General features: G+C 53.5%; 18 protein-coding genes. 10 read left to right on the top strand and 8 right to left on the bottom strand.

Annotation, left to right across the window (positions count from 1 at the left end; all coding sequences use genetic code 11):
* Nucleotides 1–74 precede the first annotated feature (74 nt).
* Complete coding sequence (locus ACVL1J_RS06655) at nt 75–2072, top strand: DUF1302 domain-containing protein (protein WP_159572173.1); 1998 nt, start codon at nt 75–77, stop codon at nt 2070–2072.
* A gap of 12 nt (nt 2073–2084) precedes the next feature.
* On the opposite strand, the gene ACVL1J_RS06650 is transcribed toward ACVL1J_RS06655, so the two are convergent.
* From ACVL1J_RS06650 to ACVL1J_RS06640, 3 genes are all read right to left on the bottom strand, one after another.
* A complete protein-coding gene (locus tag ACVL1J_RS06650) occupies nt 2085–3203 on the bottom strand; it encodes an enoyl-CoA hydratase/isomerase family protein (RefSeq protein ID WP_341236836.1) in 1119 nt (372 codons plus the stop codon).
* A gap of 111 nt (nt 3204–3314) precedes the next feature.
* Nucleotides 3315–5525, bottom strand: coding sequence for a catalase/peroxidase HPI (gene katG / locus ACVL1J_RS06645; protein WP_341236837.1), 2211 nt, complete (start codon nt 5523–5525; stop codon nt 3315–3317).
* Between the two features lie 163 nt (nt 5526–5688).
* Nucleotides 5689–6603, bottom strand: a complete 915-nt coding sequence (locus ACVL1J_RS06640; protein WP_341236838.1) for a LysR family transcriptional regulator — start codon at nt 6601–6603, stop codon at nt 5689–5691.
* A gap of 122 nt (nt 6604–6725) precedes the next feature.
* Here ACVL1J_RS06640 and ycaC point away from each other — a divergent pair, with 122 nt between their 5' ends.
* The 7 genes from ycaC to ACVL1J_RS06605 all read left to right on the top strand — a co-directional run bounded on the left by ycaC (nt 6726) and on the right by ACVL1J_RS06605 (nt 12350).
* Nucleotides 6726–7346: an isochorismate family cysteine hydrolase YcaC gene (ycaC, locus tag ACVL1J_RS06635; RefSeq protein ID WP_341236839.1), complete on the top strand. Its 621-nt coding sequence runs from the start codon at nt 6726–6728 to the stop codon at nt 7344–7346.
* 23 nt (nt 7347–7369) lie between these two features.
* Nucleotides 7370–8239 (top strand): pirin family protein, encoded by an 870-nt coding sequence (locus ACVL1J_RS06630; RefSeq protein WP_341236840.1) that lies wholly within the window; start codon nt 7370–7372, stop codon nt 8237–8239.
* 102 nt (nt 8240–8341) lie between these two features.
* Nucleotides 8342–9505, top strand: coding sequence for an acyl-CoA dehydrogenase family protein (locus ACVL1J_RS06625; RefSeq protein ID WP_341236873.1), 1164 nt, complete (start codon nt 8342–8344; stop codon nt 9503–9505).
* 1 nt (nt 9506) lies between these two features.
* The gene (locus ACVL1J_RS06620; protein WP_341236841.1) at nt 9507–10280 is read left to right on the top strand and encodes an SDR family NAD(P)-dependent oxidoreductase; all 774 of its coding nucleotides are present in this window, start codon (nt 9507–9509) and stop codon (nt 10278–10280) included.
* A 9-nt stretch (nt 10281–10289) separates the two neighbouring features.
* The gene (locus ACVL1J_RS06615; RefSeq protein ID WP_341236842.1) at nt 10290–11312 is read left to right on the top strand and encodes a phosphotransferase family protein; all 1023 of its coding nucleotides are present in this window, start codon (nt 10290–10292) and stop codon (nt 11310–11312) included.
* Nucleotides 11305–11679 (top strand): DUF6285 domain-containing protein, encoded by a 375-nt coding sequence (locus ACVL1J_RS06610; protein WP_341236843.1) that lies wholly within the window; start codon nt 11305–11307, stop codon nt 11677–11679. The genes ACVL1J_RS06615 and ACVL1J_RS06610 overlap by 8 nt, the downstream gene beginning before the upstream one ends.
* Nucleotides 11676–12350, top strand: a complete 675-nt coding sequence (locus ACVL1J_RS06605) for a histidine phosphatase family protein (RefSeq protein WP_341236844.1) — start codon at nt 11676–11678, stop codon at nt 12348–12350. The genes ACVL1J_RS06610 and ACVL1J_RS06605 overlap by 4 nt, the downstream gene beginning before the upstream one ends.
* Nucleotides 12351–12371: 21 nt before the next feature.
* Here ACVL1J_RS06605 and ACVL1J_RS06600 read toward each other — a convergent pair whose 3' ends face one another.
* The 4 genes from ACVL1J_RS06600 to ACVL1J_RS06585 form a co-directional block, all read right to left on the bottom strand.
* Nucleotides 12372–12758: a YciI family protein gene (locus tag ACVL1J_RS06600; RefSeq protein ID WP_159572200.1), complete on the bottom strand. Its 387-nt coding sequence runs from the start codon at nt 12756–12758 to the stop codon at nt 12372–12374.
* Nucleotides 12755–13135 carry a YciI family protein gene (locus ACVL1J_RS06595; protein WP_341236845.1) on the bottom strand — a complete coding sequence of 127 codons (381 nt, stop codon included), beginning with the start codon at nt 13133–13135 and terminating at the stop codon, nt 12755–12757. Before ACVL1J_RS06595 ends, ACVL1J_RS06600 begins: the two co-directional genes overlap by 4 nt.
* Nucleotides 13136–13148: 13 nt before the next feature.
* On the bottom strand, nt 13149–13565 hold the full coding sequence (locus ACVL1J_RS06590; RefSeq protein ID WP_159572206.1) for a YybH family protein: 417 nt from the start codon (nt 13563–13565) through the stop codon (nt 13149–13151).
* 90 nt (nt 13566–13655) lie between these two features.
* Nucleotides 13656–14897, bottom strand: a complete 1242-nt coding sequence (locus tag ACVL1J_RS06585; RefSeq protein WP_341236846.1) for an RNA polymerase sigma factor — start codon at nt 14895–14897, stop codon at nt 13656–13658.
* An 82-nt stretch (nt 14898–14979) separates the two neighbouring features.
* Between ACVL1J_RS06585 and ACVL1J_RS06580 the strand changes: the two genes are divergently transcribed.
* Nucleotides 14980–17127, top strand: a complete 2148-nt coding sequence (locus ACVL1J_RS06580) for a TonB-dependent receptor (RefSeq protein WP_341236847.1) — start codon at nt 14980–14982, stop codon at nt 17125–17127.
* Here the strand turns inward: ACVL1J_RS06580 and ACVL1J_RS06575 are convergent.
* Nucleotides 17124–18032 (bottom strand): mechanosensitive ion channel family protein, encoded by a 909-nt coding sequence (locus tag ACVL1J_RS06575; protein WP_341236848.1) that lies wholly within the window; start codon nt 18030–18032, stop codon nt 17124–17126. The genes ACVL1J_RS06580 and ACVL1J_RS06575 overlap by 4 nt on opposite strands.
* A 194-nt stretch (nt 18033–18226) precedes the next feature.
* On the opposite strand from ACVL1J_RS06575, the gene ACVL1J_RS06570 reads away from it, so the two are divergent.
* A complete protein-coding gene (locus ACVL1J_RS06570; protein ID WP_159572215.1) occupies nt 18227–19336 on the top strand; it encodes a putative solute-binding protein in 1110 nt (369 codons plus the stop codon).
* Nucleotides 19337–19338 lie beyond the last annotated feature (2 nt).

Raw genomic sequence — 19338 nt, 5'->3', positions numbered from 1 at the left:
GTCGTAAGTAAAAAATCAAGGCACGTACCAAGATTGATTACGAACATACCTAAAATTGTGGGAGACAAATTCCAATGAAACCATCGTGGCTCAAACTCGGGCAAGGCGTGTCTGCGCAAGGCCTGCTGCCTTTGGCGTTGACATTTTACAGCGCAAGCGGATTCGGTGCAGGAACTTTTAATGGGCCTGTCGGTATTGAAGGGCGATGGGCCATGGAGGTCAGCGTGGGGGCCTCTATGCGTACCAAGGATGCCGACAAATCCCTGGTGTTCATTGGCAATGGGGGCGAGGCTTCAAGTGGCACCGTGGATGATGGCAATTTGAATTATGCCAAGGGCGATGTGTTCAATTCGGTTGCCAAAGCAGTGGGCGAACTCGAATTGAAGAAAGACAACTATGGTGTTTTTGTTCGCGCCAAAGCGTTTTCAGACTTCCACAACCGCAGCAATCGAGTGCCTCACGGCTCTTCAAACAATGGTTTTCGCTCCAACGAACCGCTCAATGACAATGGCTTCGAGAAGGGCACCAAGTTCGAGGATGCCCAATTTCTTGACAGTTATGTGTTTGCAGACTTTGAACCCTTGGGCAAGCCATTGACCATGAAAGTGGGCAATCAGGTCGTGACTTGGGGCGAGGCCTTGTTCGTGTTGGGTGGCGTGAATCAGTATTCAAATTTCGATTCTGCTGCGCTGCGCCGGCCAGGGGCGCAATTGAAGGAAGTATTTCTGCCTATCCCTCAAATTTATGGAAACCTTCAGGCGACTCCCGATTTGTCGCTGGAGGGTTTTGTTCAGTTGAATCATGAAAAAGTGGTCGTGGATGGTTGTGGCACATTCTTTTCACAGGCAGACCTTTTGAATTGTAATTTTCAGGGCGCACCCGTTAATCCGGGGGTCTTGAGTCTAGGACCTGCCACGGTTGATTTCACGGGTTACAACGATCAACAAACGTTTTCGGGCGGTGGTGTTGTGAACGTGTCTGGCGTGCCAGTGAACACCGCTTTGCTAAGTGGCCTGTCTTCCTTGCCCGGCTTGGGTACGCTGGCCAATTTGACCGGATTGCCCTTGGATCTTGCGCGTTTGAATTTTCGAATGGCGCAACTGGCGGACGGTCGACCCAAAGATTCTGGGCAAATGGGTTTGGCGGCGCGGTACTACGCCGGGGAAATCGGCACCGAGTTTGGCGCTTATCTGGTGAATTATCACCAACGAATTCCTTCGTTGAGTCTGGTGAAAACCCCGTCCGGGTTTGACAATTCAATATTCAATGGTTTGGCTGTGGCCGGGCAAAATGTCGTGAATCCGCTGTCGTACTTTTTTGATTACAGTCAGGAAAATATTCAGGTTGCCGGTTTTTCCGCAGCAACAGAACTGTTCGGATACTCGGTTTTTGGCGAGCTTAGTTACACCAAAGATTATCCGGTCAGTTACAACACGGTTGATTTGATCAAAGGTTCTGCCACTGGGGATGGTCCACTGGCTCGATACGGCGATGCTTCCCAGTTTCCAATGGGCTCCGTGCTGCAGGGTTACAAACCGTTGGATAAAATTCAAGCCCAGGTGTCCACAATTGCATTGTTTCCGCGTCGTTTGGGTGCTAGCCAACTGGCTGTGGTTGGCGAGCTTGGTGCTCAAATGTGGCGCGGAATCGGCGACCCCTTCACTGGGGATCGCTTCGGGCGCTCACCCGCATTTGGAGCGGGTTCGCATATCAGTTACAACGGTGGCAATTGCGATGCAGGCGTCAATCCCAATGCGCGCAACTGCGTGGTGGACGGTTACGCCACCGAGACCGCGTTCGGCTACCGCATTTTGGCAGCGCTGACCTATCCGGATGCTTTATTCGGGATTAATCTGGCCCCGCGTGTATTTTTCTCGCATGATTTCAAAGGCTATTCGGCCGATGGCGTATTTCTTGAAGACCGCATGAATTTGGGTCTGGGCCTTCGCGCTGAAATACAATCTGCCAAATATTTTGCGGAAATGAATTACAGCATGTTCAACGATCAAGCCTATTTTGATCCGTTTAAAGATCGGGATTTCCTGTCGCTTGTGGTGGGTGCTAATTTGTAGGGCAGGCGCGGGTTAAGCCTTGCCTAGATCAGCCAACGGATGTGAGTCTTTAAACCGGGGTGTAAGAATATCGGCGATCAGTTCAGCTTCAACTTCGCGTAGGTGAGCTGGTGTCCATCTCGGTAACTTGTCTTTGTCGACCAGCAGCGCACGCACACCCTCCGGGAAATCCGGGTGTGCGCAGCAACCCAGTGAAGCTTGATATTCCAGCCTGAGCACATCAGCCAAATCGGCATTGGCATGCCGTTTCATCAGTTCATACGACAACGCTGCCGAGGTGGGTGAGCCGTGTGCATAAGCTTGTGCGGCCTTGGCCAGCCAGGGCTCGCTGTGTTGCAAAAGTTCACGTAACGCCAGATCGATGTCGATCAGTGCATCGCGATTCATTACTTCATCAATTGCTTTCGCATGCGTGTGTAACAAGGGTTTGGGTGCCTCGGTCTCGAACCCTTTGAGCAATGTGGACAACAGCTCGCGGTCTGCTTTCAATTCACCGAACCAGTTCGTGTTTTCAATGACCTGCAACACTTCTGAAAACTGCGCATGTTCAACAACCGCGTCAGCCCAGTTGCCCAGCATGGCGTCGCCGGCGTTGATCATGGCGCCAGTCAATGCTAGAAACAAACCGGTGTGTTTTGGCATGCGGTGCAAAAACCAGGTGCCCGCGACATCCGGGTACAAACCAATGTGAATTTCCGGCATAGCGATTCGCGCATTGGGGCTGACCACGCGGTGCGAAGCACCCACCATCAAGCCCACACCGCCACCCATTACAATGCCATGCGCCCAGCACAGAATCGGTTTCGGGTAGGTGTGAATGCGGTAATCCAAACGGTATTCACGCTCGAAAAACGCCTCGGCCTCGGGGGGTACTTGCCCGGCGCCTACACGTTTGCTGGCATGGTGCAAACTGACCACATCGCCGCCTGCACAAAATGCCTTGTCGCCCGCTGCGCTCAACACCACGCCTGCAATGGAATCATCTTCAGCCCAGGCTTTCAGCTGCGGATCGAGCAGATCGATCATGGGCAGTGTCAGCGCATTCAAGGCGGAAGGGTTGTTCAATACGGCATGTCCGAATCGGTGACCGCTGGCAGTAGTGATGGTGCTGAAAATAACGGGTGCTGACATGCTGTGAATGTGCTTTTAGAATTTAACCGGACTGCAAAAGATACACCAATCAAAAAAGCCCGGTGCTTTCACACCGGGCTTTCTCGCTTGCAAAGCAAGTTTTAAAACAAATTAATGGTGCAAATCAAAACGATCGGCATTCATCACCTTGTTCCATGCGGCCACGAAGTCGCTCACGAACTTCTTCTCGGCGTCGGCACCTGCATACACTTCACACAGGGCACGCAGTTGCGAGTTGGAACCGAAGCACATGTCGGCCAGTGTACCTGTCCACTTCACTTCACCAGTTTTGCGATCACGGCCTTCCAGTACGCCATCGGCGCTGGTTGACTTGCTCCACTTGGTGCTCATATCGAGCAGGTTGGTGAAGAAGTCGGTGGTCAGTGTTTCTGGGCGCTTGGTGAATACACCATGCTTGATGCCACCCACGTTGGCATTCAAGGCACGCAGGCCACCTACCAACACAGTCATTTCAGGTGCAGTCAGGCCCAACAGGTTGGCCTTGTCGATCAAACGCTCTGCTGCGGTTCCTTCCAGACCCTTGCGGGCATAGTTGCGGAAGCCGTCTGCTGTGGGTTCAAGTACTTCAAACGAATCCACATCGGTTTGGTCTTGCGTTGCATCAGTGCGACCCAAGGCAACAGGCACTTTGATGTCATGACCAGCTTTCTTGGCTGCGGCTTCAACACCAGCAGCACCAGCTATAACGATCAGATCAGCAAGTGAAACTTTCTTGCCGTCTTTCGCAGAATCGTTGAATTCGGCTTTCACTGCTTCAAGCTGCTCCAACACCTTGCCTAATTCAGCAGGGTTGTTGGCTTCCCAGTTTTTGTGAGGAGCCAAGCGAATACGTGCACCGTTGGCGCCGCCACGCTTGTCGCTGTTGCGGTAAGTCGATGCAGACGCCCAAGCCGTGCGCACCAATTCTGCAATGCTCAAGCCGCAGCCCAATACCTTGGCTTTCAGTGCGGCAACATCCGCATCATCGGCCAGTTTGTGGTCCACTGCTGGCACTGGATCTTGCCAGATCAAATCTTCTTTCGGTACCAATGGGCCGATGTAACGGCTCTTTGGACCCATGTCGCGGTGTGTCAGTTTGAACCATGCGCGTGCATAGGCATCGGCAAACTCGTCCGGGTTGTTCAGGAAATGGCGAGACACTTTCTCGTAATCAGGATCCATGCGCAGCGCCAGGTCGGCGGTGGTCATCATGGGTGCATGGCTCTTGTTGGGGTCGTGTGCGTCGACCACTGTGCCTGCACCTGCGCCACCCTTGGGCTTCCACTGGTGTGCGCCGGCTGGGCTCTTGGTCAGCTCCCAGTCGTAGTTGAACAGGGTTTCCAGGTAGCCCATGTCCCACTTGGTGGGGTTGGGTTTCCAGGCGCCTTCAATGCCGCTGGTGGTGGCGTCACCGGCTTTGCCTGTGCCGTGCTTGTTGATCCAGCCCAAACCTTGCTCTTCAATTGGTGCGCCCTCGGGGGCAGGGCCAACCAGTGATGGATCGCCCGCGCCATGCGCCTTGCCGAAGGTGTGGCCACCGGCTACCAGTGCAACGGTTTCATAGTCGTTCATCGCCATGCGGGCAAATGTGGTGCGAATGTCGTGTGCAGAAAGTTTGGGATCGGGGTTACCGTCCGGACCTTCCGGGTTCACGTAGATCAAGCCCATCTGTACGGCAGCCAATGGGTTTTCCAGGTCGCGCTTGCCGCTGTAACGGCTGTTGGCTTTGTCGCTTGTGGCGAGCCATTCCGCTTCAGGGCCCCAGTACACTTCCTCTGGCTCGTAAACGTCTTTGCGGCCGAATGCAAAACCAAAGGTTTTGAAACCCATGGTGTCCATACAGTAAGTACCTGCCAGGGTGATCAGGTCAGCCCATGACAATTGCTTGCCGTACTTTTGCTTGATGGGCCACAGCAGGCGTCGGGCCTTGTCCAGGTTACCGTTGTCGGGCCAGCTATTCAGGGGTGCAAAACGCTGCATGCCGGTGCCAGCACCGCCACGGCCATCGGCGATACGGTATGTACCTGCGGCATGCCATGTCATGCGAACGAAAAATGGACCATAGTGGCCGTAGTCGGCGGGCCACCAGTCTTGGGAATTGGTGTACAGCGCTTCAAGGTCTTTCAGAAGGGCAGGTACGTCGAGCTTTTTGACTTCTTCAACATAGTCAAAATCTTCACCCATCGGGTTGGTCAATGGGGAGTTTTGATTCAACAATTTGATGTTCAGTGCGTTGGGCCACCAGCTTGCGTTAGTGGGTGTGCCGGCAATCGCTGTTTTAGGACCGTCGCCCGTGAAAGGGCATTTTGCATCGTTTGACATACATCTCTCCTTGTGTTGCCGTTAATCATTAACTGCTCAATTGAGTGTAGGTGGCTAAATCCTATCAATCAAGTTGTTTTTATAAATTTGCTCTATAGGCAGTGACAATGGATATTGTTGACCGCCTGCATGTCTTCCATATTAATCCTGAAAAAAAAGTCGGTCACTCCTCGTCAAAAGAGTCATATTTTTCAGAAAGGAAGTCAATCAAGGCGCGAACCGCGGGCAGCATGCCGCGCCTAGAGGGAAACACCACATGAATAACCTCCCGCCGGGGTGACCAACCGGGCAGTAACTTCACCAACTCGCCCGCGGTCACTTGCTTGGGCACCATCAGGTTGGGCAGTTGAACTACGCCCACGCCAGCCATGGCACTGGCGCGCAAAGCAACCATGTCGGTGGTCACAAGCCGGGGTGAGTGGGGCACCACCACGCGTTCGCCACTGTCGTGAGTCAAGCACCATTCAAAACTGGCCTGCACCTGACCTTGGGTTTGACCCAGGCCAAGGCTTGGCCACTTATTCAAGTCGTTGGGGTGTTTGGGTATGCCCATTTTGCTGATCAGGCAAGGCGAGGCCACCAAACACAATCCACGGTCTGACAACACCTTGAGTACCAAGTCGCTGCTGTCCAGGGGCAAGGGGCGAACACGAATGGCAAGGTCAATGCCCTCGGCCACCACATCCACCCGCCTGTTGCTGGCTTCCATGTGCAGGGTTACCTGTGGGTGTTTCAATAGAAACTCGGCCAGCATGTCGCCAATGTGAGCATGCAATAAGGCAATGGGGCAGGTCACGCGAATCAGGCCCCTGGGTTCGGCGTGGCTGTGCTCAATCAATTCCTGGGCGCTTTCTGCCTCGATCAACATGGCTTTACAGTGTTGGTAGTAAGTTTTGCCAATTTCGGTGATGTGCAGTTTGCGTGTGGAGCGATAAAGCAGCTGGGTGTTCAGGCGCTTTTCGAGTTCGGCAATTCGGCGACTTATTTTGGATTTGGGCACGCCCAATGCACGCGCCGCAGCTGAAAAACCTTGATGCTCAACCACTTTGGCGAAGTAATACAGGTCATTTAAGTCCACTGGGCTCCCCTTAATCGTTCTATTGGTGGAACGATTTGTTGAAAATTGGACTACTTATCGGTGATTGTTTATTCCAATAGCATATTGCCATTATTCACTGTCAATATGTAAAGGAAATAATCATGAGCAAGCCCTACGTTCGCCTTGATAAAAACAATGCTGCAGTGCTGTTGGTGGATCACCAAGCGGGTTTACTTTCGCTGGTACGCGATATCGCCCCCGATCGTTTCAAAAACAATGTATTGGCCCTGGCCGACCTTTCAAAATATTTCAATTTGCCCACCATTTTGACGACCAGTTTCGAGACTGGCCCGAACGGCCCGCTGGTGCCCGAGTTGAAGGAAATTTTCCCCGATGCGCCTTACATTGCACGCCCCGGACAAATCAATGCATGGGACAACGAAGAATTTTTGGCGGCCGTCAAAGCCACCGGCAAAAAGCAGTTGATTATTGCCGGTGTGGTCACTGAGGTGTGTGTGGCATTTCCAGCCTTGTCCGCCTTGGCCGAGGGCTATGACGTGTTTGTGGTCACCGACGCATCGGGCACATTCAATGAGCTGACCCGCGATTCCGCCTGGGAACGCATGACGGCAGCGGGTGCGCAACTGATGACCTGGTTTGGCGTGGCCTGTGAATTGCACCGCGACTGGCGCAACGACATTGAAGGTTTGGGTGCTTTGTTCTCCAATCACATTCCGGATTACCGCAACCTGATTACCAGCTACACCGCACTGACGAAGTAAGCGCAAGGCGTTATGATTTTGTTATGAATAAAATCAAGCGAGTTGAACTTCGAAGCGCAGACTTGGGCGAAGGCATGTTGGTGAAACGTGCCTTGCCCAGTCGCCACCAGCGCATGGTGGGGGCATGGTGTTTTCTTGACCATGCTGGCCCGGTGAACTTTGCGCCCGGCAAAGGCATGCATGTGGGTGCGCACCCGCACACAGCCTTGCAAACTTTCACCTGGCTAATCGATGGCGAAGTGCTGCACAAAGACAGCCTGGGCAATGAGCTGATTATTCGCCCAGGCCAGGTGAATTTAATGACGGCAGGCCGTGGCATTGTGCACACCGAAGATTCGGTGGTGAACGGTGGCCGCCTTCATGCTGCGCAATTGTGGATCGCGTTGCCTGAAGCCTTGGCCAATTGCGATCCTGATTTTGCGCATTATCCCGAGTTGCCAGTTTGGCATTCCGACGGTGTTCAGTTCACACTGTTGGCGGGCAGCTATGGCGATATGAAGGCACCCACTGCGGTGCATTCGCCCATGCTGGGCATGGATTTGTTCAGCCCACAAGGCGGCACGGTTGCGCTGAATTTGAACCCCGATTTTGAGTACGGATTTTTGCCATTAACCGGACAAGTGAATGTGCAGGGCGAGATCTACACGCCTGAAGAATTCGCTTATTTGGAGAAGGGTTCAGAAGGCCTGGATATGACGCTTGGCGCGAATACGCGCGTGTTGTTGCTGGGCGGCGAACCATTCAAGCAGCCCGTGCAAATGTGGTGGAATTTTGTGGGCCACAGCAAAGAAGCCATTGCCCAGGCCCAGCGGGCTTGGGAGCAGGGCGATGCGCGTTTTGGTGATGTGGGTTCTGCCGCGCGTTTACAAGCCCCCATTCTGCCCTGGTCATAAGCGGGTTTTCAGGGTTATCCATGAGCCGGGCTGGTTGTCTGCATTTGGGTGGCCGCGTTGAAGTCGATTACAGTAGATGTATCGACTGACACGGAGTACTCCATGGATTTTTCCCTGACCCCTGCGCTGAAGTCACTTCAAGACGAAGTGAGAAGTTTCATCGCCGAAAAAATCATTCCGCTGGAAAAAGACGCACGCCAAACAGCGCATGGTCCCACTGAGGCTTTGCGCGAGGAATTGGTCAGCCTGGCCCGCAGTGCCGGTTTGTTAACACCCCATGCTTCAGTGGAATTGGGTGGTCGGGGCTGGAGCCACATTCAAAAAGCAATTGCGTTCGAAGAGGCGGGCTACTCCACACTGGGTCCAACGGCCATGAACATCCATGCGCCCGATGAAGGCAATATTCACTTGCTGGAGGTGGTGGCCACGGATTCGCAAAAAGAGCGCTGGTTAAAGCCCATGGTGCAGGGAAAAATTCGCTCGTGCTTTGCCATGACCGAGCCCGCACCTGGCGCAGGCGCCGACCCTTCAATGATGCAAACCACCGCGGTGAAAGACGGTGACCACTACGTGATCAATGGCGACAAATGGTTTATCACCGGGGCGGAAGGTGCAAGCTTCGCGATCATCATGGCGAAGATGGAAGACGGCACCGCCACCATGTTTTTAAGTGACATGAATGCGCCCGGCATTGAGTATGTGCGCACCATGGACGCGATGGATGCCTGCTTTACAGGCGGGCACGGTGTGTTGAAGTTCAACAATTTGCGTGTGCCTGCCACCGATGTATTGGGTGAAATTGGCAAAGGTTTTCGGTATGCGCAAGTGCGCCTGGCACCTGCCCGTTTAACCCATTGCATGCGTTGGTTGGGGCAAGCCCGCCGCACGCACGACATTGCGCTGGACTACGCCCGAAAGCGGCAGGCTTTTGGTGTGCAACTGGGTGCGCATGAAGGGGTCAGTTTTATGTTGGCCGACAATGAAATGGATTTGCACACGGCACGTTTGCACATATGGCACACCGCCTGGATGCTGGACCAAGGCGAGCGCTGTAATTTTGAATCCAGCCGCGCCAAGGTGGTGTGCTCAGAAGCCGAGTGGCGCGTGGTGGATCGCAGTGTGCAAATTCTGGGTGGGCAGGGCGTAACCGGCGAAACCATTGTGAGCCGAATTTTCACCGACATGCGCGCCTTCAGAATTTACGACGGCCCCAGTGAAGTGCACCGATTCAGCATGGGCAAGAAACTGATTGCCGGGCGGTATTAAGATGAATACAAATCAATTGTTTTCGATGCAGGGCAAGTTGGTGCTGGTCACAGGTGCTTCCAGCGGGCTGGGCAAGCATTTTGCACACGTATTGGCGCAGGCCGGTGCAACCGTGTTGTTGAGCGCACGCAGCGTGGACAAATTGCAGCAGGTGCTTGCCCAAATTCAGTCGGAAGGCGGCAAGGCATTTGCGGTGGCCATGGATGTAAGTAGTTCAGCCTCGGTGAGCAACGCAATGGCACATGTGGTCCAAATGTATGGTGTGCCCGATGTGCTGGTGAACAACGCAGGGCAATCCATTGCCAAACCCATGCTGGAGCAGACCGAGGAAGACTGGGACCAAATACTTGACACCAATTTGAAGGGTTGCTGGCTTGTGGCCACCGAACTTGCGCGTGCCTTGGCCGCAGCGGGCAAGCCGGGTTCCATTGTGAACATTGCTTCCATTTTGGGCGAACGGGTGGGGGGCTCAGTGGGGCCTTATGCCATTTCAAAAGCTGGTTTGGTGCAGGCCACCAAAGCCATGGCACTTGAACTGGCCCGTTACAACATTCGGGTCAATGCCATTTTGCCTGGCTATGTGGCCACCGACATGAACAGCGATTTTTTGCACAGCGAACTGGGCGACAAATTGCGCAAGCGAATTCCCTCCCGGCAGTTTTGTGAACTCAGCGATTTGACTGGGCCACTGTTGCTGCTTGCTTCGAATGCAGGTGCAGGCATGACCGGCGCTTGTGTTGCAGTGGATCGTGGCCATTTGGTCAGCGCACTGTAGGGCGGTGGGATGAACGAGACACAGAAAGAATCACTGCAACGATTTTTGACCACGGCCCTGGCTGCGGACACCGTAGTAATCCTGAAGGCTGCCTTGCTTTCAGGCGGTGCCGTGCAAGAGAACTGGGCGCTTGATTTGCAAGTAAAGGGTGGTGAATATTCCGGGCTGCTAAATACCGTGTTGCGCTGTGATTCACCCACTGCAGGTGTGGCCATTAGCCATGGTCGTGCCCAGGAATTTGCATTGTTGCAAACAGTTTTTAATGCCGGGGTGGCTGTGCCGCAACCGCTGTGTTTGTGCGCAGACACTTCCGTGTTTGGGCGTCCGTTTTTTGTGATGCGCAGAATAGGCGGCACTGCCGCTGGCCATGTGCTTGTAAAAAACACGGGGTATGCACCGGATCGCATCGAGCTTGCACGCCGCTTGGGGCGGGAATTGGCACGCATTCATTCGGTAAAGCCACCTGTTGATGCGCTTGGCTTTTTGCATGCTTACACCGAGTCGCCTGCGCTGTACCGAATCAACACCCACCGTGCTTTTCTGGACCAACACCACACGGCCTACCCAGCCTTGGAGTGGGGTTTGCGCTGGCTTGAACGGCACGCGCCACAGCGCAATGTGATTGCCTTGGCGCATGGCGATTTTCGCACTGGCAATTACATGGTGGACGAACATGGCTTGACCGGTATTCTGGATTGGGAATTTGCCGGATGGAGCGACCCGCTGGAGGACATTGGCTGGTTTTGCGCCAAGTGCTGGCGTTTTGGTCAAAACGATTTACAGGCAGGTGGTATTGGCGAGCGAGCGCATTTCTACGAAGGCTATGAAGCGGAGTCGGGTGAAAAAATCGACCGCGATCAAATTCATTACTGGGAAGTGATGGCCCATGTGCGTTGGGCTGTAGTGGCCATTGAGCAGGCACAGCGTTATTGCTCGGGTCAGGAAAACTCTTTGCTGCTGGCCTTGACCGGGCACATTGTGCCTGAACTGGAATGGGAAATTTTGAACATGACGGAGCACAACAATGCGTGAACAACCCACAGGTGAGTCGCTGTTGCAATGCGCCCGCGATGTGTTGAAAAACAATGTGCTGCCCATGCTGCAAGGCGACGCCAAGCGAGACGTGTTGATGGTGATGAACGCCATGTCAATTGCGCAGCGTGAACTGCAGCAGGGAACAGCCCCTGATGAGCGCGAACAGCAAGCGCTGGCCCAGTTGTTGGGGGAACCTGTGTTTGATGTGGCGCAGGCCAATCGTGAACTTGCGGCTCGCATTCGTGCCGGTGTTGCTGACCCTGAAAGCACCGAGTGTGCAGCGGTGTTGAATCATTTGCGCGAGGTGGGCAAAAGCCGCTTATTGGCCAGCAACCCCAAAGTATTGAAAGGCCAATCAGCATGAGCACCCTGGTGTTGATGCGACATGGCCAGGCTTCCTTTGGTGCAGCGCGCTACGATGCCTTGTCGGAAGTGGGGCAGGCACAGGCACGCGCCACCGGGCAGTGGTTGCGCACGCAGGGTGTTCAACCCACAGCGGTGTTGCATGGTCCGCGTCAACGGCAGGCTGACACGGCTGCGTGGTTGTTGAGGGATGCAGGTTTTGAATTGCGAGGTGTTGAACACGCGCTGCTGGACGAGTTTGCCGAGGGCGAGGAAATTTTCAGCACAGCCGAACAATTGCTGGGCCGATCCATGGCGCTGAATGCAGGGCGCGAACGAATCGAGATATTGCGCGATTACGATGCCACTTGCCGCGCCTGGGGCAATGGTGAAGTGGACATTCCGGGCCGCCTGAGCCTGGTGGATTTTCGTGCGCAATTGCGCGAGTGGCTGAACAGCCACACCCAAGCGCAGCAGGCGCCGGGACAAACTGAATGGGTGGTAACCTCGGCGGGGTCGATTGCAGCGCTGGTGTGTGAAGTCATGGGTTTGCCCAATGCCAGCTGGTACAGCCTGCTGCGCGTGATCCGAAATGCGTCACTCACCGAAGTGCTGTACTCCAAAGGCAAAGTCAGTTTGCTGAGTTTCAACGGCGTAAGCCACTTGCCAGCGCATTTGAACACGTCGATGTAAATTTATTAATGAGTCTTTGATTCAGCCTGCCTGCGCACCGCCCGCTGCATTGCCATGGCTAAGCAGTTCGCGGGCAGGACGTACTTCAATGGAGCCATAACGGGCCGGCGGAATTTTTTCGGCCAATGCAATGGCTTCGTTCAGGTCTTTGGCTTCCAGCATGTAGAAACCAGCGAGTTGTTCTTTGGTTTCTGCAAAAGGGCCGTCGGTGGTGTGAGTTTTGCCATTGCGTACCCGCACGGTGGTGGCGGTATTCACAGGCAACAATGGGCTCCCAGTGATGAAATGTCCACGTTGGCTTAGGCTCTCTACACAGGCACTGCACTCGTTGTTCAAGGCGTCCCATTCTTGCTGGGACATGCCGTTCATGATGTTTTCGTCGTAGTACACCAATGCCAGATATTTCATGATGGGTCTCCGTAGCGAGAGTCTTCGCGAAGTGTTTCCTCGATTGGGCGAATTTCTATGGTACCCAGTCTTGCAGAAGGCCATTGTGATGCAATGCGCAGGGCTTCGTTGAAGTCGTGGGCCTCTATCAGAAAATACCCACCCAATTGTTCTTTTGTTTCAACAAAAGGACCATCGGTGGTCACAAGCCGTTGGTTGCGTACACGCACCAGCACGCCATTGCTGGCACTTTGCAGGGCGTGTGTTGCAAGCAAATGACCGCTGGCTTTCAAAGCTTCTACATAACCCAATGTTTCCTGTCGCAAGGCCAACCACTCCTCGCGTGGCATGGCATTGAAAAGGGCCTCTTCCTCGTGGGCCAGGCACAAGTATTTCATTTCACACCGCCTTTCAAGGTTGTGCATCAAAAATGGCTTTGCCACTTTCAGGGTCGAAGGGGGAGGAAAAGTGTTCATGCACGATTTTCCACTCGCCGTGTTGTAGGCGCAGGCAAACCGTGGCCCGCATCCAGCCGATGTTTTCCTCGCCGAAATCTTGCACGGAACCGCAGCGTGACAGGTAGTGGCAAAAAGCCAGGTCGCCTGCAGCATGCATGGCCAGCTGATGAATTTCCATGATGACTCCGCCGCCACACAATTGCATGCAGTATTCCCAGTGCGCTGTGTAATTGGCCTTGCCAACGATGTGTAGCGCTTTGACCGCGTCAAAAGAAACGATGTCCTCACTGTAATGGCTCATGATCTTGTCCAGATCTTCCTCGACTACGGCTTGCTGCCAGCTTTCCAGTACAGCTTTGATTGCGTTCATGCTCACTCCTTTGTGGTTCCTTGGGTTGGTGCTTCATGAATTAGTCGAACGGCAAATCTGGAAATCGACAAGCGATCAAAAATTTTTCAATTACTTTTTCAGATCGTTGATGCGGCTCTGCAGAAAACGTTGTTCCGGTCCTTGCCGAGTCAGTCGAAGTGCTGCCTGGTAAGCGTCCATGGCCTCGTTGAGTTTGCCCAGGCGTCGGCACAAGTCGGCACGTGTTGCGTGGGCCAGGTGGTACTCGGTCAACTGCCCTTGCGCAAGCAATTCGTCCACCAGTGCAAGCCCTGCCTCGGGGCCGTCGCGCATGGCCACTGCTACAGCGCGGTTCAGTGCAACCACCGGTGAGTGGGTGTGCTCCAGCAGGGCATCGTACAGGCCCACAATTTGTATCCAGTCTGTTTCCTCGGCGCTTGGCGCCTCGGCATGCACTGCACTGATTGCCGCTTGAAGCGTGTAGGCACCAAATCGTCGGGATGCCAACGCTTGCAAAACCAACTGGGCACCTTCGTTGATTTGTTCCTGATTCCACAATTTGCGATTCTGGTCTGCCAACAAGATCAAGTCGCCTTCGGGCGTGCTGCGTGCTGTGCGGCGCGAGTCGTTAATCAGCATCAGCGCCAGCAGCCCCATCGCTTCTGGTTCGGGCAATAACTCCACCAGCAAACGCCCCAGTCGAATGGCTTCACCGCTCAGTTCCTGACGAATCAAGGCGTCGCCCGCCGAAGCGGAGTAGCCTTCATTGAAGACCAGGTAGATCACTTGTAAAACCGCATGCAGACGTTCTTGAAGTTGCTCTGCTTGTGGCACTTCGTAGGGAATCTTGGCATCGCGGATTTTTGTTTTGGCACGAACAATTCGTTGAGCGATCGTGGGCACTGCGCTTAAAAATGCACTGGCCACTTCTTCTGTGGACAGACCACAGACCTCTCGCAAGGTGAGTGCAAGTTGTGCCTCGGGTGACAGGCTAGGGTGGCAGCAAGTGAAAATCAGTCGAAGGCGATCGTCTTCAATGCCCTCGTCTGTGTAATCGGGTTCGTGGTGCAGTTGTTCTGCCAGTGTATCGGCGACCTCTTCATATGACGTATCAAATTTTGCACGCCGGCGAATTTGGTCAATGGCCTTGAAGCGAGCAGTTGAGACCATCCATGCGCGGGGATTGGCAGGAATGCCATTGATTTCCCATTGCTGAATCGCAATTGAAAAGGCCTCTTGCATGGCTTCTTCGGCCAAATCAAAGTCGCCCAGCAACCGAATCAGTGTTGCCAGTATTCGTCGCGACTCTTGCTGGTAAAACGAGTCGAGCCAATTGTGCAGGTCAGTTGTCATGGTGAAAAATTAACACTCGTTAATACAAATGATAATAATTATCATTATAATTGTTCGATTATTCATTGTCCTCAATCTTCTCATGAACGCCCAGAATCCGAAATTAAACGTCTTGGCCTTGGCCGTGTTTACTGCCTTGTCCTCTCCAGTATTTGCTCAAACTACCGAGTTGCCCGCCGTGCAGGTTAACGCCAGTGCCGATGCTTCTGCCGAGGGCTTGGCACCTGAATACGCAGGTGGCCAGGTCGCTTCAGGCGGGCGTGTGGGTTTGTTGGGTACCCAATCGAACATGGACACCCCCTTTAATTTGACCAGCTACACGTCCAAGCTGATTCAAGACCAGCAAGCGGCCAGCGTGGGCGAAGTGCTGCTGAATGACCCAGCCGTTCGCGTTGCGCGAGGCTTCGGCAATTTCCAGCAAGTGTATTTGGTCCGTGGTTTGCCAATTTTTTCAGATGACATGTCCTACAACGGTTTGTATGGTTTGTTGCCGCGCCAATACCTGGCATCTGAGTTGGTTGAACGTGTGGAAGTGTTGCGCGGTGCCAATGCGTTTTTGAACGGTGCAGCACCCGGTGGAAGTGGTTTGGGTGGTGCCATTAACGTGGTGCCAAAACGTGCACCCAACTACGACATCAACCAGGCCACCGTGGGCATTCAGGATGGCGGAGAGGCTTACCTGGCGGGTGACTTTGCACGCCGTTTCAACGACGGTTCTACGGGTGTGCGCGCAACCATTGCCAAGCGCGATGGCGACACGAATGTTGAAGGGGAATCGCGTGAATTAACCCTGTTTGCGGTGGGCGCAGATTTCCGCAGTGACAAACTGCGAATTTCCGCAGATGTGGGCTACCAGGAGCACAAGTTACAAGCTTCGCAACCCAATATAACAATTGGCGCTGGCTTGGCCATTCCGCCCACACCGCGCGCGGACCGCAGCATTGCGCAGCCCTGGACATTCTCGAACGCTGAAGACACCTTTGGTACTGTGCGTGCAGAATATGATTTCAATGACACAGTAACGGGCTGGATTGCTGGGGGTATTCGGGAAGGTGTTGAGGCTGGCAATTTCGCCAACCCTACCGTGGATGATTCCAACGGAGACTATGACGCGAACAGATTTTCGAATGTGCGAGAAGACTCCGTTCAAACCGCTGAAGCCGGTTTGCGTTTCAAGTTCAACACAGGTGGCGTGAAGCACACTGTGAGCACCTCGGCTGCGATGTATGAGTTGGAGTCAAAAAATGCCTTCAATTTCTACAATAGTTTTTCAGGCAATATTTACAATCCTCAACCGGTGGCTGAGCCCACGGTAGTGATTTTTCCGGGTGGTAGCTTTAACAATCCCTTGGTCACCGAGAAAACAGACACTTCGAGTCTTGCAATTGCAGACTCAATGGCCTTCCTGAATGATCAGTTGTTGCTGACTGTGGGCGTTCGTCGTCAGGAAATTGAAGCCAAGAGCTTTGATTTCACCACAGGCGCTCAAACAGCCTCTTATTCAGAAAGCGCCACCACGCCGGTGGCAGGGGTTGTATTCAAACTGAACCCACAGTATTCAGTGTATGCCAATTACATTGAGGGTTTGGTGAAAGGTGAAACGGCACCGCAGACTGCAAATAATCAGGCTGTGACCAACGCAGGCTCCGTGTTCAAACCTTTCAAAACCGAGCAAGTTGAGTTGGGTGTGAAATACGACGGTGGCAACATCGGCGGTTCGGTGTCGGTGTTTCAAAGCGAGAAGCCCAGTTACGGCATTGACAGCACCAACACGTTTTCTCAAATTGGTGATCAAACCAATGAGGGTCTGGAAATCATGGCGTTTGGCAAAGCCAGTAAAACAGTCAAGGTGCTGGGCGGCTTGAGCGTTCTGAACACCGATGTCGATGGCCGTGATGCAATTGGCGCACCTTCTGCGCAGGCCAATGTGGGCCTTGAATGGAGCCCGGAACAGGTGCAGGGTTTGGCGTTCGAGACCCGCGCAATATACACCAGCAGCCAGTACGCCGACGCAGCCAATACGCAGGAAGTGCCTTCATGGACTCGCCTGGATTTGGGTGTGCGTTATGTGATGGCAGTGGGCAATGATCAGGCACTTACACTTCGTGCCCGATTGGACAATGTAACTGATCGCGATTATTGGGCGTCAGCGGGCGGTTTCCCTGGCTCGGGCTACCTGACCATTGGCAACCCGCGCACCTTGACAGTGTCGGCATCGCTCGACTTTTAATCTGATTTGACCATGCGCACATCGAGTTGCCCTGAACGCACATGCAGGTCGCGTTGCGGGAAGGGGATCTCGATGTTGTGTTTGCGAAGTTCAGTTTCAATTTCCCACAAAAACAAAGCCTGCGTGCGCTTGGGCCGTGACATCAGTTCATTGCCCACCCAAATCACCAACTCAAAATTCAAACTGTTGTCACCAAACTCAACCAGCCAAACTTCGGGTTTGCGGGTGGGGTTGTCAGTGATTGCGCCTTCAACGCGATCCGCTGCATCCAGCGCAGCTTGCCGTACTTGTTCTTTGTCGCAACCATAGGCCACGCCGAACGGAATATGAATTCGTCGAAACTTTTCACTAAAACTCCAGTTGATGACTTGCCCATTGATGAATTCAGAATTGGGCACAATGATGTCCACGTTGTCGCGCGTGGTGATGCGAGTAAAACGTAAACCAATTTCATTGACAACGCCGGTGGCACCCGAGGACATTTCCACGAAATCGCCGATTTTCAGGCTGCGCTCCACAATCAGAATGATGCCCGACATGAAGTTGCTGAAAATATTCTGCAAACCAAAGCCAATGCCCACACCGATTGCACCGCCCAAGAAGGCCAGGCCACTCAGGTTAAAGCCAATGTAGGAGAGGCCCATCATTGTGCCCACAACCCAGATGGTGTAGCGAAGCAGTCGGCCCAGCAGGTACAGGGTTGACTCATCAATGCCTTTGTAGGTTTTGCCTTTGGTGGTGCGCTGAATGATTTTTTCGACTGTGGCGGCGCCCCACCAAGCCAGCACAATGATGAACAAGAGCCCGACAATGCTGGCCATTGAAAATGTACTTTCTTCGGAATTGAACAGAGGCGTGGTTAGCCACTGGTAAACCAGCGACAAGAACTCGGACATGGATTCCATGACTTTCCTGTTTTGTTAATGAACACATCATTTTTAGTTTTAACATCGAAAAGGCCGTGAATACACGGCAGTGGAGCATATTGCGCTGCAAGGTTGACCCTTGCTCGTGATTCATTCAAGATGTGACTGCTCAGTTACATCTGTGTTGCAGTACCCCATTGCGCCCGCTTTGCACGCCTTACTGGAACAACACAATGCTCACCCGTTTTCTGCCCGTTTTGCTGGTTTTAGCCAGTATGTGCGCTGCTACCCAAGCCTATGCTCAAGTCAAAGGCCCGGAAATTCCTCCGAATTTGATTGGCAATGTGTCGCGCCAACTTATGAAAGAGATGAAGCCGCTGGAAAAACCCTTGCACATCAAGATTTGCATTTTTGATATTTTGGGAAAGGCGGGCCCAGTGTTCAGCATTGCGCAAGACATTGCACTGGAAGCGCGCAAGTGGAATGTGTTTGCCGAGCTGATTCCGCACACCAATGAAACTGTTGCCACCGAATCTTTTCGCACGGGGCAGTGTGAAGCGGTGGGTATTACCACGTTGCGTGCCCGTTTGTTCAATCAGTTCATGGGCAGCTTTGATGCCGTGGGTGCCTTACCAACTTATGACCATGTCAAAACTGCATTGCAGGTGTTGATGGGCAGCGACACCTTGTACGACTTGTCGATTCAAGGCAAGTACCAGGTGGTGGGCATGGCCCCCTTGGGCGCCGCGTATGTGATGGTGAATGACCGCGCCATTGATTCCATCGAGAAGGCCGCTGGCAAGAAAGTCGCGGTGATGGACTGGGACAAAAGCCAGTCAAAAATGATTCAGCAATTGGGTGCGCAGGCGGTGCCCAGCGACATTACCAACTTCGCGCAAAAATTCAACAACGGTGTGGTTGATATTGTGGCTGCACCGGCTGTGGCTTTTGCGCCGTTGGAGCTGTATCGCGGCTTGGGTACCAAGGGTGGGGTTTACAAAATGCCGCTGCTGAATGTGACCGGTTCAGCGATTATCAACCGTACCCGGCTGGAAAAAGAAGTGCCTGACCTGGACGATCGTTTGAAGAAAATGCGCAAGTTTGGTTTGGGCTTTATTGACCAAGCGCTTGACGCAGTCAAAACAATTGAAAAGCAGGTGCCCGCCAAATTCTGGATGGATGTGACACCCGCCGATCAGGAAAAATACAATGTCATGATGCAGCAGGCGCGCGTGCAGTTAACGCAAGAAGGCGTATACGACAAACGCATGATGAGCCTGCTGAAAAAGGTACGTTGCCACCACACACCCAGTGCTGCGGAATGCAGCACGAATGTGGAGTGAAT

This window comes from Limnobacter sp. G6BE5S (genome assembly GCF_058448965.1).
Note: the sequence above shows the minus strand (reverse complement) of the source record. Positions and strands in the feature narration are given on the sequence as shown.

What these genes read in the sequence shown, in the direction of transcription:
- ACVL1J_RS06655 (WP_159572173.1), top strand. Translation starts at nt 75, where the DNA reads ATGAAACCATCGTGGCTCAAACTCGGGCAAGGCGTGTCTGCGCAAGGC.
- ACVL1J_RS06580 (WP_341236847.1), top strand. Translation starts at nt 14,980, where the DNA reads ATGAACGCCCAGAATCCGAAATTAAACGTCTTGGCCTTGGCCGTGTTT.
- katG (WP_341236837.1), bottom strand. Translation starts at nt 5,525, where the DNA reads ATGTCAAACGATGCAAAATGCCCTTTCACGGGCGACGGTCCTAAAACA.
- ACVL1J_RS06625 (WP_341236873.1), top strand. Translation starts at nt 8,342, where the DNA reads ATGGATTTTTCCCTGACCCCTGCGCTGAAGTCACTTCAAGACGAAGTG.
- ACVL1J_RS06620 (WP_341236841.1), top strand. Translation starts at nt 9,507, where the DNA reads ATGAATACAAATCAATTGTTTTCGATGCAGGGCAAGTTGGTGCTGGTC.
- ACVL1J_RS06630 (WP_341236840.1), top strand. Translation starts at nt 7,370, where the DNA reads ATGAATAAAATCAAGCGAGTTGAACTTCGAAGCGCAGACTTGGGCGAA.
- ACVL1J_RS06605 (WP_341236844.1), top strand. Translation starts at nt 11,676, where the DNA reads ATGAGCACCCTGGTGTTGATGCGACATGGCCAGGCTTCCTTTGGTGCA.
- ACVL1J_RS06615 (WP_341236842.1), top strand. Translation starts at nt 10,290, where the DNA reads ATGAACGAGACACAGAAAGAATCACTGCAACGATTTTTGACCACGGCC.
- ACVL1J_RS06585 (WP_341236846.1), bottom strand. Translation starts at nt 14,897, where the DNA reads ATGACAACTGACCTGCACAATTGGCTCGACTCGTTTTACCAGCAAGAG.
- ycaC (WP_341236839.1), top strand. Translation starts at nt 6,726, where the DNA reads ATGAGCAAGCCCTACGTTCGCCTTGATAAAAACAATGCTGCAGTGCTG.
- ACVL1J_RS06610 (WP_341236843.1), top strand. Translation starts at nt 11,305, where the DNA reads ATGCGTGAACAACCCACAGGTGAGTCGCTGTTGCAATGCGCCCGCGAT.
- ACVL1J_RS06595 (WP_341236845.1), bottom strand. Translation starts at nt 13,135, where the DNA reads ATGAAATACTTGTGCCTGGCCCACGAGGAAGAGGCCCTTTTCAATGCC.
- ACVL1J_RS06590 (WP_159572206.1), bottom strand. Translation starts at nt 13,565, where the DNA reads ATGAACGCAATCAAAGCTGTACTGGAAAGCTGGCAGCAAGCCGTAGTC.
- ACVL1J_RS06650 (WP_341236836.1), bottom strand. Translation starts at nt 3,203, where the DNA reads ATGTCAGCACCCGTTATTTTCAGCACCATCACTACTGCCAGCGGTCAC.
- ACVL1J_RS06600 (WP_159572200.1), bottom strand. Translation starts at nt 12,758, where the DNA reads ATGAAATATCTGGCATTGGTGTACTACGACGAAAACATCATGAACGGC.
- ACVL1J_RS06570 (WP_159572215.1), top strand. Translation starts at nt 18,227, where the DNA reads ATGCTCACCCGTTTTCTGCCCGTTTTGCTGGTTTTAGCCAGTATGTGC.
- ACVL1J_RS06575 (WP_341236848.1), bottom strand. Translation starts at nt 18,032, where the DNA reads ATGGAATCCATGTCCGAGTTCTTGTCGCTGGTTTACCAGTGGCTAACC.